The sequence below is a fragment of the Actinomadura keratinilytica genome (assembly GCF_039539665.1).
Lineage (GTDB): Bacteria > Actinomycetota > Actinomycetes > Streptosporangiales > Streptosporangiaceae > Spirillospora > Spirillospora keratinilytica.
In genome coordinates, this window is sequence record NZ_BAABDO010000296.1 from 1 (window position 1) to 580 (window position 580).

Genomic DNA, 580 nt, shown 5'->3' on the forward strand with positions numbered 1-580 from the left:
AGGCGTCGCCACCAGGGCGGTCGGGGCGCTGCGTGCCGTCCGTGCACCGGGCGCAGCACCGGCCGGGACGGGACCGCCGGGCGCCGCGCGGACTTGGGCTTGGGGTTCTGGTGCGGTTGGGGGACGGGTCGGACTCCGGCGGTGGCCAGGCGCCGCTCCAGTTCGGCGGGGGTGGCCGCGGCGACCGCTTCGTCACCGGCCGGGTGAGCGGTCGGGCGCAGCACCATCGCCATCCACATCGCGGCGCGGCCGTCCCACCACACCGGTACGCGGTACCGCCGCTGCAGGTAGGCGGTGACGGCGGCGGTGTCCCCGTGCACCGGGCCCGGGGGCGCGGTCACCGCCCGGCCCCCTGGTCGGCGCACCGGCGCAGGTGCACCCGCACGTACAGGACCGCGTCCGGCAGATGGCCGGTTTCGGCGAGCGGCTCGCCGCGGCCCGTCCAGAACCACAACCGGCCGCCGTCCTCCGGCCGCGGTTTGCACGTGATCGTGTCCGTCGCCCCGGGCACGCCCTCATCGGTGACCTGCAGACCGTCCGCCGTGCGGACGACCGCCAGCCCGTCCGCACCCAGCGACGC

General features: G+C 77.6%; 2 protein-coding genes. Both read right to left on the bottom strand.

What is annotated here, in order from left to right:
- Positions 1 to 341, bottom strand: a 341-nt coding sequence (locus tag ABD879_RS32785; RefSeq protein ID WP_345025685.1) for a hypothetical protein, incomplete at its 3' end; no start/stop codon positions are given.
- Positions 338 to 580: hypothetical protein (locus ABD879_RS32790; protein ID WP_345025686.1), on the bottom strand; the 243-nt coding region annotated here is incomplete at its 5' end. The genes ABD879_RS32790 and ABD879_RS32785, both read right to left, overlap by 4 nt.